Source organism: Streptomyces tatrensis, assembly GCF_049310065.1.
In the GTDB taxonomy this organism is placed as follows: Bacteria; Actinomycetota; Actinomycetes; order Streptomycetales; family Streptomycetaceae; genus Streptomyces.
Genome location: NZ_JBMDLB010000006.1, coordinates 63,743 through 77,057, shown reverse-complemented (window position 1 = coordinate 77,057; position 13,315 = coordinate 63,743). Strand labels below are relative to the sequence as shown.

Annotated in this window: 16 protein-coding genes and 1 pseudogene; 3 read left to right on the top strand and 14 right to left on the bottom strand. The window is 69.2% G+C overall.

The annotated features are described in order from the left end of the window. Positions 1–100 precede the first annotated feature (100 nt). From ACODT5_RS03515 to ACODT5_RS03500, 4 genes are all read right to left on the bottom strand, one after another. Complete coding sequence (locus tag ACODT5_RS03515; RefSeq protein WP_422517700.1) at positions 101–742, bottom strand: hypothetical protein; 642 nt, start codon at positions 740–742, stop codon at positions 101–103. Further along, positions 646–1,146, bottom strand: a complete 501-nt coding sequence (locus ACODT5_RS03510; RefSeq protein ID WP_422517699.1) for a hypothetical protein — start codon at positions 1,144–1,146, stop codon at positions 646–648. The genes ACODT5_RS03515 and ACODT5_RS03510 overlap by 97 nt, the downstream gene beginning before the upstream one ends. Positions 1,147–1,287: 141 nt before the next feature. After that, positions 1,288–1,581 carry a hypothetical protein gene (locus ACODT5_RS03505; RefSeq protein ID WP_422517698.1) on the bottom strand — a complete coding sequence of 98 codons (294 nt, stop codon included), beginning with the start codon at positions 1,579–1,581 and terminating at the stop codon, positions 1,288–1,290. Continuing rightward, a complete protein-coding gene (locus ACODT5_RS03500; protein ID WP_422517697.1) occupies positions 1,578–1,826 on the bottom strand; it encodes a hypothetical protein in 249 nt (82 codons plus the stop codon). Before ACODT5_RS03500 ends, ACODT5_RS03505 begins: the two co-directional genes overlap by 4 nt. Positions 1,827–2,053: 227 nt before the next feature. On the opposite strand from ACODT5_RS03500, the gene ACODT5_RS03495 reads away from it, so the two are divergent. Beyond that, the gene (locus ACODT5_RS03495) at positions 2,054–2,548 is read left to right on the top strand and encodes a DUF4265 domain-containing protein (RefSeq protein WP_422517696.1); all 495 of its coding nucleotides are present in this window, start codon (positions 2,054–2,056) and stop codon (positions 2,546–2,548) included. 24 nt (positions 2,549–2,572) lie between these two features. Here the strand turns inward: ACODT5_RS03495 and ACODT5_RS03490 are convergent, their stop codons facing one another. After that, positions 2,573–2,770: a hypothetical protein gene (locus tag ACODT5_RS03490; RefSeq protein WP_422517695.1), complete on the bottom strand. Its 198-nt coding sequence runs from the start codon at positions 2,768–2,770 to the stop codon at positions 2,573–2,575. A 175-nt stretch (positions 2,771–2,945) separates the two neighbouring features. On the opposite strand from ACODT5_RS03490, the gene ACODT5_RS03485 reads away from it, so the two are divergent. After that, a complete protein-coding gene (locus ACODT5_RS03485; protein WP_422517694.1) occupies positions 2,946–4,622 on the top strand; it encodes an ISL3 family transposase in 1,677 nt (558 codons plus the stop codon). Positions 4,623–4,974: 352 nt separating this feature from the next. Here the strand turns inward: ACODT5_RS03485 and ACODT5_RS03480 are convergent, their stop codons facing one another. The 3 genes and pseudogenes from ACODT5_RS03480 to ACODT5_RS03470 form a co-directional block, all read right to left on the bottom strand. Then, a complete protein-coding gene (locus ACODT5_RS03480) occupies positions 4,975–5,337 on the bottom strand; it encodes a transposase (protein WP_422517742.1) in 363 nt (120 codons plus the stop codon). Positions 5,338–5,901: 564 nt separating this feature from the next. Then, a pseudogene (locus ACODT5_RS03475) lies at positions 5,902–6,543 on the bottom strand (ISL3 family transposase); the annotation flags it as partial. After that, complete coding sequence (locus tag ACODT5_RS03470) at positions 6,438–7,085, bottom strand: RRQRL motif-containing zinc-binding protein (protein WP_422517693.1); 648 nt, start codon at positions 7,083–7,085, stop codon at positions 6,438–6,440. The gene ACODT5_RS03470 and the pseudogene ACODT5_RS03475, both read right to left, overlap by 106 nt. Before the next feature lie 34 nt (positions 7,086–7,119). On the opposite strand from ACODT5_RS03470, the gene ACODT5_RS03465 reads away from it, so the two are divergent. Next, positions 7,120–7,602, top strand: a complete 483-nt coding sequence (locus ACODT5_RS03465; protein ID WP_422517692.1) for a hypothetical protein — start codon at positions 7,120–7,122, stop codon at positions 7,600–7,602. Positions 7,603–8,066: 464 nt separating this feature from the next. On the opposite strand, the gene ACODT5_RS03460 is transcribed toward ACODT5_RS03465, so the two are convergent. The 6 genes from ACODT5_RS03460 to ACODT5_RS03435 form a co-directional block, all read right to left on the bottom strand. Beyond that, a complete protein-coding gene (locus ACODT5_RS03460) occupies positions 8,067–8,306 on the bottom strand; it encodes a hypothetical protein (protein WP_422517691.1) in 240 nt (79 codons plus the stop codon). A gap of 179 nt (positions 8,307–8,485) precedes the next feature. Beyond that, positions 8,486–8,794 carry a hypothetical protein gene (locus ACODT5_RS03455; RefSeq protein ID WP_422517690.1) on the bottom strand — a complete coding sequence of 103 codons (309 nt, stop codon included), beginning with the start codon at positions 8,792–8,794 and terminating at the stop codon, positions 8,486–8,488. A gap of 128 nt (positions 8,795–8,922) precedes the next feature. Next, entirely contained in the window at positions 8,923–9,705 is a 783-nt protein-coding gene (locus ACODT5_RS03450; protein WP_422517689.1) for a hypothetical protein, read from the bottom strand. Between the two features lie 126 nt (positions 9,706–9,831). Then, on the bottom strand, positions 9,832–10,371 hold the full coding sequence (locus ACODT5_RS03445) for a DUF6197 family protein (RefSeq protein ID WP_422517688.1): 540 nt from the start codon (positions 10,369–10,371) through the stop codon (positions 9,832–9,834). A gap of 319 nt (positions 10,372–10,690) precedes the next feature. Then, on the bottom strand, positions 10,691–12,811 hold the full coding sequence (locus tag ACODT5_RS03440; protein ID WP_422517687.1) for a P-loop NTPase family protein: 2,121 nt from the start codon (positions 12,809–12,811) through the stop codon (positions 10,691–10,693). An 81-nt stretch (positions 12,812–12,892) separates the two neighbouring features. Then, positions 12,893–13,306, bottom strand: coding sequence for a conjugal transfer protein TraB (locus ACODT5_RS03435; protein WP_422517686.1), 414 nt, complete (start codon positions 13,304–13,306; stop codon positions 12,893–12,895). Between the last annotated feature and the right edge of the window lie 9 nt (positions 13,307–13,315).

Genomic DNA, 13,315 nt, shown 5'->3' with positions numbered 1-13,315 from the left:
CGGCCGGGGGTGAAGGTGTCTGGGCACATCGCTGGTGTAGGAAGCCGGCACCGCGGCCGCGGCGGCGCTATGGTCTGCGCGGCCCCCGGGCCGGTCCTCGTCAGACGGAGGTCGTGGCGGGCTGGTCGGTTTCGACCTTCTCCCGCGCCGTCGCCAGGTACTTGTCCACCTCGTCCTGCCAGGCGTTCGGGTCGTGGCCGGCGGCCTCTGCTGCATCCCAGGCGAACTCGCCGATCTCGCCGCTGTCGAGTTGCCCGGCCGTGTCGGCGACGACGGAGGCGGCCAGCTGCGGGTCGGCGATCTGCAGGCCTTGCAAGTAGCGGTAGGCCGTCCACGCGTTGACGCCCGCGGTGATGCGCGCGGTGTGGACTTCAGAGGAGGGGTCGGGGCCCCAGAGCAGGGTGTGGGTGCTGCGCAGCGTCTGCTTGAGGAGCTCACCTGCGGTCTCGGCAACGTCGGTGGTCACCTCGCATGGGGAGCGCTTCGCTGGTGCCGGGATGCCTTCGGGCGTCCCCGTGTTGCCCGGGGTCAGGCTGGCCTCCCAGGCGGCGCGGACCTGGTCGATGGAGGACAGGTCGTCGGTGGTGATGCCGTGGTGGCGGGAGCGGACGGGCATATGGATGCCGAGGAAGTCCTCCCCGGCGATCAGCACGGCCTGCTCGTCGGCGGTGACGCGGATCCGGAGCTTGTCCTCGACGGCCCGGAACCGGTCCAGCAGGCGGGTGTCGAGGACGGGGAACACGGCGCTGGTCTCGCTGGTCTGGTCGATGACGCGCTGCGCCAGTTGAAGAAGTTCAGGCCCAGGCTGACAGCGATACCGAGGTCGCTGTCAGGGGCCGTGAAGCGCACCCGATCCTGCAGCACGCTCACGGTGATCTCGCACTCCCCGGCCCGGGCACTGGCCCACTCGCGCAGAGAGGGCAGGGCGCCAGCCGGGATCGTGCGGGCGAACGACTCGCCGTCCAGGCCGCCGTGGCGGTAGCGGGCGGCGGCGACCGTGTAGCGATCGCTGGCGATCGCGTAGAGAAACGTGTCGTCGGCTTCCAGGCGGATGCCGTGCAGCTGCTCGGTGTACTCGTCGCCGATGTGGCCGATCGTGCGGGCGACGAGACGGGCGAGCTGGTGGGCGTTCATGGTGATGGGCACAAGTACCTCTTCTCGGGAAGGCGGGGTGGAACAGGCAGACAGGGCTCGCACCGGCCCGTGTCGAGGCCGCATGTAGCGGGGGCGGTGCGTGGTGGGTTGTGTGCCGTCGGCCGGGTGTGAGGCGGTACGCGTGTCGGTGGCTCAGAACGAGGGATCGTCCGGCCAGGGCGCGACGGGCCGGAGCGGGATGATCAACTCGCGGCGGTGCGACCAGCAGCCGCACGCCTCCATCTCGGGGAAGGCTCCGCCCACCCACCAGCCACCGTCGCCGTAGCAGTGCGGGCAGTCCGGCCAGGGCTGGGGGGTGAGTTCGATGCGGTGCCGGTCGGCGGACAGCTTGAGGTGGCTCGCCTTGAGTACGGCGGCGGCCACGCTCACAGCGGCGGGTAGAGCAGCTACGAGCAGCAGGGCGGCGCGCAGGTGGCGGGTGGTCACGTCAGCGGGATGGCGCGGCAAAGACCGGCGTGGGTGTTGGCGCGGGCCCGGATCGGGTGGAGGTAATCCTCCTCGGGGAGGGCGGAGTGGTCGGCGCAGCCGTGGCACTTCCAGCGGTGGACGCCGGAGGCGTAGTTGGGGCCGGGGCCGGTGACGTCGACGTACGAGCCGCCGAGGGTGGCGAACCGGATCTGCAGGTCCTTGGGGCGGTCGGGTTCGGTGAGGGCGGTACGGAGGGCGCTCATGGGTCTGTGGTCCCTTCGGTGGTCAGGCGGCCAGGCGGTGCATAGCCGGGGGCGCGAAGTAGGAGCTGGGGTCGGCCGGGGTTCCGTCGGCGCATTCCAGGCACGAGCCGACGGTCTTGAGCGGTACTGGCGCAGGTCACTTGTTCCGGACGTGCGGTATTCCCGAGCGTCATCGCTGGTCTGCACCTGTCGAGGACTCCTGGGCGGAGCTCTGACATCCTTCGCGGGTGACTGTGAACGACATAGATCAGAGGGCTGAGCGGGTCCGGCTCATCTTCGAATTGGCGCAGGACTCGGATGGGTGGCCTCCGGCGCGCACTGAGCGCCTGTGGGCGATACGTGTCAGCGATGACACGGCCCGGCTGGACAACATCCCGTTCTTCGTGCGCGGCTTCTCGCTGGGCGACATTGTCCGTTTCACGGTCGATGACAAGGACGTTCTGCTCGGGCAGGAAGCCGTGGCGTACTCCGACAACTGCACGATCAGGGTGATTCCGGCAGAGGATGGGCATCTCGTCGAGAAGCGTCAGGCTGTGCTCGACGAGTTTTCCCGACTGGGCGTGGACGGCGAAGGCATTGCCCAGTTCGGTTTGGTGGCTTTGAACGTGCCTGCGAGCGCTGAGATCGCGCAGGTCAAGCAGCTCCTCGCCCACGGGGAGAGGGTCGGCCGGTGGCACTATGAAGAGGGTTGCGTGACCTCAGCCTGGCGAGCCGTCGAATAGTCCTCTCCGCAGCCAGGTCATTCATCAGCTTGAAGTGTCCCTTTTGCGGGCAGCGACGTAGTCGGTCCAGTCACGCTTGGCGAAGTTCGTCCACCGGACGGCGTTGTCGACGCTGGTGCCAGTGAGGTCTGCGAGGACAGATGCCGGCAGGTTCGCGGCAAGGGCCAGGCGGGCGGCGTTGCGGCCGGCGAGCCCGTTGAGGCCGTAGTCGCGGAACTTCAAGCTTAGGTATTCCACTCGCAAGGGGCGTGCTGGGCTTTGTCCGGGCATGAGCCAGGCTCGTGTAGAACACGTAACGTCGGCCACAGGTGGGAACCGGGCATGTTGTCAGCGGTCGCGTAATTCGGCTCTGTCGACGATCTTGTGATGTCGCAGGGTTGAGCTGGGCAGTCTCTGGGTGTGCGATTCAGGGGTGTTGGGGCGGCTGCTGCCGCATCTGTCCGGTGTTGTCGTCGAGTCGATCAAGCGAACGGGTGGGAGTGTCACAGTTCGCGCGGGGTGCCAGGCCTTGCCGGTCGGGTGCCCGCGGTGCGGGATGCCGTCTTGGCGGGTGCATGGACGCTACGTCCGCCGGCTTGCCGATGCCCCTCTGGGCGGGGCTGCGGTCGTGATCGAGCTGACGGTACGCCGTTTCAGATGCCGTAACTCCTATTGCCCCTCCGTGACGTTCACTGAGCAGATTCCTGGGTTGACCAGCCCTCATGCCCGGTACACGCCGCTCCTGCGTGCGGTGCTGACCTCCGTCGCGGTGGTCCTTGCAGGTCGGCCTGGAGCCCGACTCGCCGCCTCCTTGGCTATCCGCGTCGGGAAGGACGCTCTGCTCCACCTTCTGCGCGGGATGCCTCAGGCCCCGCCCGCATCCATCCGAGTGCTGGGCGTCGACGATTTCGCCCTCCGCAAGGGCGACTGCTATGCCACGATCCTGGTCGACCTGGAGACTCGACGGCCGGTCGACGTGCTGCCCGGCCGGGATGCCGAGCCTCTGGCCCAGTGGCTCCGGGGTCATCCCGAAGTCGAGGTGATCTGCCGTGACCGTGCCAGTGCCTATGCCGAGGGTGCTCGCAGCGGCGCCCCGCAAGCCCTGCAGGTGGCGGACGGCTGGCACTTGTGGCACAACCTCGGCGAAGCCCTGGAGAAGACGGTCGGCGCCCACCATCACTGCGTGCGGGCCGCGTTCGCGACACCCCAGGTCACCGCGGCGCCGCCCTCGAAGGACCTGGTCGGCGCGGATCCCGCCGCCCTCGCGTTGCCGGAGTTCGTTCCGCCGGACGGGACACTGGACTGGGCCGGACGCCCGCGCCGACTGGTGGCCCGCACCACCGAGCGGTACACCCTCGTGCAGCAGCGTCTCGCCGAGGGCAAGACCCTGGCCGCTATCCGCCGCGAGCTTCAGCTCGACCACTCCACCGTGCGGCGCTTCGCCCGCGCCAAGAACCTCAACGAGCTGCTGGTCAAGGCAACCAACCGGGCCACCATCTTGGACAAATACAAGCCCTACCTGCACCGACGCTGGGCCGAGGGCTGCCGCGACATTCCCCACCTCCACCGCGAGCTGCGAGAGATGGGATACGGCGGAGGGATTCAGAGCGTCCGCCGCTACTTCCAGTCCGCCAAGGAACCCCGCCACAGGAACCGCTCCGACCGCCCCACACTGTCACCGGTGCCCGAGCCGCGTTCAGTACCCAAACCCCGCCGCATCGTCAGCTGGATCATGAAGCCTCCCGACCAGCTCACCGACGAGCACCAGGCCAACCTCAAAGAGATCCGGACCCACTGTCCCCACCTCGACGCCGCGACACGTCACGTCCGCGACTTCGCCACCATGCTGCGCGACCTGACCGGCAAGGACCTGCCTGATTGGATGAACCGCGTCCTGGACGATGATCTGCCCGCCTTCCACACCCTGGTCACCGGCCTACGCCGAGACCTCGACGCCGTCGTCGCCGGCCTGTCCACGTCCTGGAGCTCAGGCCAGGTCGAAGGACACGTCACCCGCGTCAAGCTTCTCAAACGCATGGGCTACGGCCGAGCCAACCTCGACCTCCTACGCCAACGAATACTCCTCAACCCATGACCCGGCGACATCACAAGATCGTCGACAGAGCCCGTAATTCCCCACCCCGGCCTCCTTCGTCCCCAGGCGCCGGCCTCGAAGCGGCGGTGCCGACTGAGGGGGCCGCCCGATCTCGAAGTGTGCGGGCCGAGCCGGGCCGTCAAGGACGCCTTCGACGTCGCCAAGGCGATGAGCTGCGCTCATCCTTGACTGCCCGCCCCGACCCTGAACCTCGGCTGGCTATCGGGCGGCCCGGGGAGCTGTGGCATCCCCATGGGGACGACGGTGCAGCTCCGCCATCCCCATGGCCCATTCCGTGACGCTGGGGGTGGGGAATATCGGGCTCTGTCGACGATCTTGTGATGTCGCCGGGTCATGGGTTGAGGAGTATTCGTTGGCGTAGGAGGTCGAGGTTGGCTCGGCCGTAGCCCATGCGTTTGAGAAGCTTGACGCGGGTGACGTGTCCTTCGACCTGGCCTGAGCTCCAGGACGTGGACAGGCCGGCGACGACGGCGTCGAGGTCTCGGCGTAGGCCGGTGACCAGGGTGTGGAAGGCGGGCAGATCATCGTCCAGGACGCGGTTCATCCAATCAGGCAGGTCCTTGCCGGTCAGGTCGCGCAGCATGGTGGCGAAGTCGCGGACGTGACGTGTCGCGGCGTCGAGGTGGGGACAGTGGGTCCGGATCTCTTTGAGGTTGGCCTGGTGCTCGTCGGTGAGCTGGTCGGGAGGCTTCATGATCCAGCTGACGATGCGGCGGGGTTTGGGTACTGAACGCGGCTCGGGCACCGGTGACAGTGTGGGGCGGTCGGAGCGGTTCCTGTGGCGGGGTTCCTTGGCGGACTGGAAGTAGCGGCGGACGCTCTGAATCCCTCCGCCGTATCCCATCTCTCGCAGCTCGCGGTGGAGGTGGGGAATGTCGCGGCAGCCCTCGGCCCAGCGTCGGTGCAGGTAGGGCTTGTATTTGTCCAAGATGGTGGCCCGGTTGGTTGCCTTGACCAGCAGCTCGTTGAGGTTCTTGGCGCGGGCGAAGCGCCGCACGGTGGAGTGGTCGAGCTGAAGCTCGCGGCGGATAGCGGCCAGGGTCTTGCCCTCGGCGAGACGCTGCTGCACGAGGGTGTACCGCTCGGTGGTGCGGGCCACCAGTCGGCGCGGGCGTCCGGCCCAGTCCAGTGTCCCGTCCGGCGGAACGAACTCCGGCAACGCGAGGGCGGCGGGATCCGCGCCGACCAGGTCCTTCGAGGGCGGCGCCGCGGTGACCTGGGGTGTCGCGAACGCGGCCCGCACGCAGTGATGGTGGGCGCCGACCGTCTTCTCCAGGGCTTCGCCGAGGTTGTGCCACAAGTGCCAGCCGTCCGCCACCTGCAGGGCTTGCGGGGCGCCGCTGCGAGCACCCTCGGCATAGGCACTGGCACGGTCACGGCAGATCACCTCGACTTCGGGATGACCCCGGAGCCACTGGGCCAGAGGCTCGGCATCCCGGCCGGGCAGCACGTCGACCGGCCGTCGAGTCTCCAGGTCGACCAGGATCGTGGCATAGCAGTCGCCCTTGCGGAGGGCGAAATCGTCGACGCCCAGCACTCGGATGGATGCGGGCGGGGCCTGAGGCATCCCGCGCAGAAGGTGGAGCAGAGCGTCCTTCCCGACGCGGATAGCCAAGGAGGCGGCGAGTCGGGCTCCAGGCCGACCTGCAAGGACCACCGCGACGGAGGTCAGCACCGCACGCAGGAGCGGCGTGTACCGGGCATGAGGGCTGGTCAACCCAGGAATCTGCTCAGTGAACGTCACGGAGGGGCAATAGGAGTTACGGCATCTGAAACGGCGTACCGTCAGCTCGATCACGACCGCAGCCCCGCCCAGAGGGGCATCGGCAAGCCGGCGGACGTAGCGTCCATGCACCCGCCAAGACGGCATCCCGCACCGCGGGCACCCGACCGGCAAGGCCTGGCACCCCGCGCGAACTGTGACACTCCCACCCGTTCGCTTGATCGACTCGACGACAACACCGGACAGATGCGGCAGCAGCCGCCCCAACACCCCTGAATCGCACACCCAGAGACTGCCCAGCTCAACCCTGCGACATCACAAGATCGTCGACAGAGCCGAATATCGCCGTCGTTCACACATGTCTGCCGTGCGGCCATCGCACGGTCCAGCGCCCATTCCTGGGCGAGCGTCGGGACCCGCTTCGGTCGGGCGAGGCTCACGTCGTAGAGCCAGCCGCGGGTGGGGTGGTTGCACGACTGGTCGGGCCGGAGCGCGCAGTACGTGCAGCGCAGGACGGCGACCGGGTCGTGACCGCCGGGGCTCAGCCCCTTCGCCCGCAGTTGCCGCCGGGTGAGCAAGCCCTTGGGTAAGGCCCCGCGATCATGCTCTGAAACCAGTGGGTTCGCGGCATCTGAAGGGTCACCTGGCAGGAACCTGCTGGTGGAGCGAGGGTTCTGGAGCGGGGACGCACTTGGGTTCGGTCGCGACGTGTCAGGCAAGATGGGGTCTCCGATCGGTTGGAGAGGCCGTGAGATGGGCTACGTATTGCAGGCAGTGATCGCGGCTGACGAGTTGCTGCGCGTCGCGTCGCGGGAAGTTCCTGGAGCCCGAGTGGTGCCTCTTCGCCAGGGCCTGTCGCTGATGCCGATGACCGATGAGGTCTTCGACGCCGTCACAGATGGCAGCGACGGAGGGGGCCTGGGGTTCTGGAAGCTGCCGGGGGGCTTCGGCACGCTGCTGGCTCAGTGGTCCACCGCAGGGCCGATCGCCTATGTAGAGGCCGAGTATTTCGGGGGAGTCGGCGAGCAACGGTCCGCTGTCTGGGCTGCCGGCTCGCTGGCATTGGGACCACTGGACACGCCCGCAAAGAAGCGGTTCTCGCGGGCGGTCACTCCGGTCTCCCAGGCTCTGCGACAGCTTGGCGCACGAAAGAGCCTCGGCGAGGACGAGTTCGAGGCCGTGGGACTGGATCGCCATCGCGAAACCGACGACTGGATTTCTTCAAGCACCATCTAAGCCACGCGGGACAGCAGCGACTTCCGGAATCGAGCACGGACTGGCAAGTTGCTGGCCGAACTCTCAGAACCTGCCAGCGATCCGTAGAAGTTGAAATGCACGAGCGGTCTGCGCGAGGTAGGCATTGACCTGCCCACTTGCGCTCCTTGCCCCGCTGCATCCGTCCCGGAACCCGCGTGAACTCCAGTTGGCAGCGTCATGTTGGAGCGCGGAACCCGCTTGAGTTCGCGGTGCCGCTTGCGCCGTACCTGCGGCATCACCGACTCCAGGTACCGGGCAGGCGTCGCTGGGGCAGCGGGTAGCGGGGGCCGGGGGTGGTGGGGCGCGGGCGGCCGGTCCTGCGGCGCGGCCGGGGGGTGAGCACGATGGACCCTCCAAGACGAAGCAGTGGCTGGGCACGTACGGGCGCCCGCCGTCCCCGTTCGGGGTGGCGGGCGCGGGGTTCAGCGGGTGCTTGCCCCGGCCTATGTGGGGCGGGGGAGGGCCCGGCAGGTCTCGGCGTGTTTCTGGGCGTCGTGCTTGACGGTCTCCGCCCTGTAGTTGAGGTAGCGGGAGAGTTCCCGCTGGCAGCCCCTGCACGTCGCCGTGGTCTCGTTGCCGTTCTCGCTCACGTCAACGGTGGCTTCGTGGTCGCCGGTGATCTCGGCGGCCTTGGTGAGGTAGCGGGCGATGACGCCCTCGAGCCATGCGGTCTGGCTGGTCACGGGAGCGACTCCTTTCGGGTAGGCGTGGGTGATGCACCTGCCGAGTGCGGCGGGGTGGGGTGGCTGGTACGGGGATCTTGTTGAGGCCGGTCGGCCTGCCCGGGCACCGGCACCCGGCCGGCCCCGGGGTGCGGGGTGGCGGGTGCCGGTGGCCAGGCGGAGCGGCCGGAGCAGGTGAGTCAGAGTGCGGCGGTGATGACGCCGAGGACGAGGGCGGCCGCGGCGACGAGGATGAGGGCGGCTCCCGCCGTGGCCGACCACGGGAGGCCCATGCCTTTGGGGTCCTTGATGTCGGCGAGGTTGTCGGCGATCTGGGCGTGCAGGGCGGTGAGCGGGGTCAGGGAGGCGTACGGGCGGCCGAGTCTGTCTATTCGGCCGGTGCTCTCGCCGTCGGGGAAGTGGCCGCCGTGGATGGCCTGGCGGTGGGCCGTGCCCTCGGCGGCCAGGTCCTCGGAGTGGAAGGTGACGGGGCTGGTGGTGCTGCACACGGCACAGCGGTATCGGTAGCGGCGCACAGGGGGGTCCTTGTCGTGAGGTGTGAGCGGGCAGTGCTGTGCCCCGCCGAGCTCGGTTGTCGACGGGGCACAAGCTTGGGTGTAGGGCGGGGTTGCGGGGTTCAGTGCTTGATCGGGTGCACGTTGTCGGGGGCTTCGTCGGCGGGCGGTGTGGGCTGGGCGGGGATGTGGATCTCGGGCCGGATGTCGATCTGGGGCTGGACGGGGGAGTAGTTGTTGATGACCGGGCGCAGGCTCAGGCCGCGCAGGGCGAACGTCGAGGCGATGGTCCAGGCGAGGACGGCGATGACGGTGGCGACGGTGTGGCCGTCAGCGGGGGTGGTGGTCCACACCGCCGTGGCGGTTGCGGCGCCCCAGAGGGTCCAGGTGATGCGGGCACCGGTGGCGCCGATGAAGCCGCCGATGAGGCCGAAGAGGCCCGCGAGCTGCCAGAAGGTGTAGGCGGCGGAGCCGCTGACTGGGAGGCCGGCGGTGTGCTGGTCGATGTAGACGCGGACCGGGGTGTCGACGACGTTCCAGAACTCGCTGGAGGTGCTGGTGTCGATCGTGGTGGTGGGCGTCGAGGCGGCCAGGCCCCGCAGGAAGCCGTCGAAGATGTCGCCGGCGGCCTCGAGCAGGATGATCAGGGCGCAGACTCCGGCGAGGATCAGGAGTGCCTTGATCCAGTTGGCCATACCGTGCCAGCCGGCCTTGCGGGCCGTGCGGATCTCCTCCCACCGGCGGTGGAAGACGCCGCCGTCGTCCCAGGCGTCGTTCCAGGTGCTGCTCCACCAAGCGAGGATTTCCTCGAACTCGGCGTCCGTCGTCTTGGTCTCGGATTCGTTGCCGGGCTGGTTGCCAAGCGGGTGGTTCTTGCTGGTGGGCTGCTCGTCGTTGGAGGGCATGGTCGGGCTGCTCCTTCACGGAAGGTTGGTGGTGTTCAGGGGGAGGTGCTGGCCGGGTGGCCTGCCCCGTGCCCGATCCCGGCATTGGGTTCGGGCACGAGGCAGGGGGCCCGGAAAGGGGCGGGGCTACAGGCCGCGGGCGTCGGCGAGGGTGGCGGCCTGGGCGACCATGCGGGCCGGGATACGGCTGGTGGCCCAGGAGTCGTTGAAGGCAGGCACGGAGTCGATGTGCTCGCCGAAGGTTCGTTGGATCGCGTGCAGCAGAACGGAGACGGCACTGTCCTGCAGGCCGCCGTCGCCGCGGGCCTCGATCCCGATTGCGCCGAGCATGCAGCGGGCGCCTTCCGCGTCGACCAGGCGGCCGGTGCACCAGCCGGCGGTGAGCAGTCGGTGGTGGGCGCGCTGCAGGAGCGCTGCGACCGGTGTCGGGTACGGCGTCGGTGGCTGCAGGGTGGGGGTGAGCGGGATGGTGACGACGTCGGCCAGGTCGAGGGGCTCGGTGTCGATGTGCGCGGTGTTGACCTCGTAGGCGACGGCGGCCTGGTCCAGGCGCAGGGTCATCTCAGAGTTGATGAGGGTCAGCCGCTCCTCGAAGGTCAGCTTCGGGGACGGTGAGGTGGCGGTCGCGGTGGGGTGGTCTGTGGTGAGAGGGGCGGAGGAGGGCATCGGGGCTCCAGGCAGCGCAGGGGCACGCCGAAGGCCGCCGTCGGGGGCTGGCGTCCTTCGGCGTGGTGCAGCAGGGGAGATGGAGGCTGGTGGTGGGTAGGCACCGTCCACGCGGCCCGGGCATCCCTGGGCCGGCAGACGGGGGAGGGGGTTGGGGTGGAGTTCGTCTTCGATTGCGGTTGGTGCGGTGGGGACAACTACTTCGTGGGCCGGCAAGTCGGCTGGTGGGCCGACAAGTGGGAGATCCCTTCGGATTGGCACTGCCGCTTCTGTGACGGGCTCAACGACACCCCCGACCCGCCGTGGACCGAGGCGTAGATCAGGTGCGGGAGAGGTTCTTGATGGCCTCCAGTGCCTGGCGGGGCGAGGTCACCGTGTCGCGTCGTGTGGTCGGCTTCCCGCCACCGCTGCGGCGGTTGCCGCCGCCCTTCGCCGGTGCCTCCTCGTCCCCGTATTCGTCGTCGTCCTTGGGTTCGGGGCCGAACTCGCCGGGCCGGGGCGGTTCGGTCCAGTCGAACCACAAGTTGCGGGCTTCGAGCTCGCGGATCTCGTGGTCGGTGAGGGTTTCGATGGTGTCGGGGAAGTAGCCGTCGATGCCCGCCTTGAAGTCCATGAACAGGGTGCGCAGGACATCGGGCTGTTTGGCTTCGACGATCCAGCCGGCGCCGCCGGTGTTGGAGTCGGAGGGCGGCTCGGGCTCGCCGCGCATCACGCGGTCGATGCGGCCGGCTTCGGCGGGGGAGAAGGAGCGGGGGAGGGGGTCGGGGGTGTTCTCGGAGGAGATGCCCAGGGCCTTGAACATGTCGCCGACCTTCTTCGGCGCGACCTTCAGCACGACGGGGATGCAGTTCTCCCGCAGGTTTTCGCACAGCAGCTGCGTGAAGCCGTCCTGGACGTAGATGGACTGGCCGGCGACCTTCAGGCCGACCCCATACTTGCGGCCCTTGACCGACACCCTTTCGGCGAGGTCCATGATCTCCGCGCCGAACAGACCGTCACGGGCGGCGGAGAGGAACTCATCCAGGTAGGCGGACAGCATCCGGTAGGGGCAGCCGGGCAGGCTCGGGTCCCAGTCGTGGACCTGACCGTCCTCCCACACCATCTCGCCGCGGATCTCCATCAGCGCGTTCAGAACCCGCAGGAGACGAATCATGTAGAGCGCGCCGACGCCGTAGCGGGCGGTGTGGCTGCCCAGCACGGCCGTCTTCTCATCCGGTGCCTCGGTGGCCAGCATGACCACGGCTCCAAACAGGGCGTCGGCCGCGACGTGCAGGGCCATGAGCTGGGTCTTACCGCCGCCGGAGGGGGCGACGAACAGGCCGTGGGCGGCGCCCCGGTCGGTGTAGACGCGGTTGCGGGCCGGCTGGCCGTTGCCGAGGTAGCCGGTCACCCACCGGCCGTCCTTGTCCGGGGTGAGGAGCTCCCTGGTCGCGGGGAAGACCTGCCCGAGCGGGCTGGTGTCCCACAGGGAGACCAGGACCTGGTTGCCGTCGACGGTGACGAACAGCCGGCCCTCGTCGTACTTGGTCTTCAGCGCGGCCGCCAGCGTGTGCCGGTTGACGCGCGGCTCGCCCATCTCGTCGGGGACCTGGGCGATGTAGTGGGTGACCTTGCGCCCGTGTTCGCGGACCTTCCGGATGAACTGCGAGCCGGGGACGGGGCCGCCGCTCTGACCGATCCGGTCGGCCCACCACTCGTGGTCGGTGGGCGCCTTGCGGCGCTGCTCGTTCATGTCTGGGGTGACGTGGACTTCCTTCCAGCCGGGGCCTCCCTCACGCCCGTACTGCCGTCCCACCTCCTCGATCCGTACATCGGTGACGTCGACACCGAACGCGGCGGCCACAGCCTCCTCGGTCAGGCCGGAGATCGGCCTGCCCGGCTCGGCAGCGCGCAGCAGGAGTGACAGGTCCATGGGCATGCCGGGGTGCGGGGTGGCCTTGATGACGATGGTGCGGCCGGGCAGGCCGCGGTTCTCCCACAGCCAGCGGACCTGGCGGGTGAAGTTGTCGGCTCCGTCGTCCGGCTGCGCCGGCGAGGGCTCAGGCACGGCCTGCATCTGCGGGGCGGGGGCCGGGGCGGCGAGAGCGGGACGGTGGTGGCGGCGGGTGTGCCGGGAGAGCGGCATGACCAGCAGGCCGGCGGCCGCCCATCCGGCGGCGAGCAGTCCGTCCAGGCAGTAGGGGCCCCAGCCGATGGTGTGGCGGGCGGCGACGTCGATGGCGGCGGCGGCCACGAGCGGGGACCAGCGCAGGATTTTGCGGCCCGCGCCGAGCCCGTCGCTCTTGTAGGCCAGGAACCAGCCGCCGAGTCCGGCGACGCCGGCCAGCTGCACGACCGTGTTCACGGGGCTGTCGGGGTAGAGGGTGGGGGCCGCGGCGAGGACCGGGGCAGCCAGGGTGTAGAGGGTGCGCTCCAGTGCGACGCTGCGCGGCAGGGACACGTCGTTCTCCTTCGGGAAAGGCGAGGGGCGGCTCCGCCGTGCTGGCGGGGCCGCCCCTCGGGGGTGTTGGTGGATCTGGGGTCAGCGGACGAGGAAGCCCGGCTTGGGGGTGCGTTCGCGGCGGCCGGAGCGGACGGTGTCCAGGCCCTCGTACAGCCGTGCGTGCGTACGCCGCGTGTCGTTGGCCATGCCGGCGACTTCCTGGGCGGTCTCGTGGAGCTTGCGGACTTCGACGGCGGCGCCGCCCAGGGCGACGGACACCTGGTTGGTCATCTCCACGAACTTCACGTCGAGCTCGGCGTTGGCGATGTCGACGGCCAGGCCCTCCGCGCGCTGGGCGTTCGTGCGCATGCCGAGCAGCAGCCCTTCGAGTTCGTTGCTGGCCATCTCCATGGCGGTGCCCAGCGTCTTGAGCTTGTGCTGGACGGCCTTGAAGCGGTTGTCGCCGTCGCTCTGGGCGGCAGCGCCGCCGGTGTGGGGTGTGAGGTCGCTCATCAGCAAGTT